The sequence below is a fragment of the Elizabethkingia argenteiflava genome, from assembly GCF_009904105.1.
GTDB lineage: Bacteria > Bacteroidota > Bacteroidia > Flavobacteriales > Weeksellaceae > Elizabethkingia > Elizabethkingia argenteiflava.
Genome location: NZ_JAAABJ010000419.1, coordinates 1 through 656, shown reverse-complemented (window position 1 = coordinate 656; position 656 = coordinate 1). Strand labels below are relative to the sequence as shown.

The following is a 656-nucleotide window of genomic DNA, read 5'->3' as shown; positions in this document are numbered from 1 at the left end:
GCGGATTTGATGAACCACGCAAAGTTGTACCCTGGTTTTAGTAAATACAGCCTCAACCGCTTCGGGGAAACCTTTCAGGACGTCTATGCAGGCAATCATAATATCTTCAACAACGCGTTTCTTAAGATCAGTGAGATCTCCAATCCAGAATTTGTGCCCTTGATTTTCTGAACTATAAAGCCCAAGTACATCCTTTTATCCTTCGATATCAACCCCGAGGATATTATAGATCGCACGGGTTTCAACAGAACCATTCACCCTTACCTTGAAAAACATACAATCAAGAAATACAAATGGATAGACCGTTTCAAGAGGACGGTTTCTCCCTTCTTGAACCTCGCGTAGTACCCTATCGGTAATACGGGATATCTCTGCAGGAGAAATCTCCATAGCATACATTTCCTGAACATAATCCCCCATTGCTCGGGTCCTCACTCCCATAGCGTACATCGATAAGAGAGTACCTTCCAGCTCATCGGTAATGGTTAGCTGGCGTTGGGGACAATCTTAGGTTCAAAAGTACCCAGGCGGTCACGACCAGTTTCTAACTCAAATGAGCAAGCACTTAGACTACGCACAGTCTTCTTCGTTTTACCGTTCTTACGGTTAATCTGCTCTTAAGTTTATCCTGAGCAAGGTGGTATTCAAGCTCACCG

Annotated in this window: 1 pseudogene; it reads right to left on the bottom strand. The window is 44.2% G+C overall.

The features are described from left to right. Positions 1-471: pseudogene (locus GNY06_RS14135) on the bottom strand (IS256 family transposase); the annotation flags it as partial. Positions 472-656: the final 185 nt, after the last annotated feature.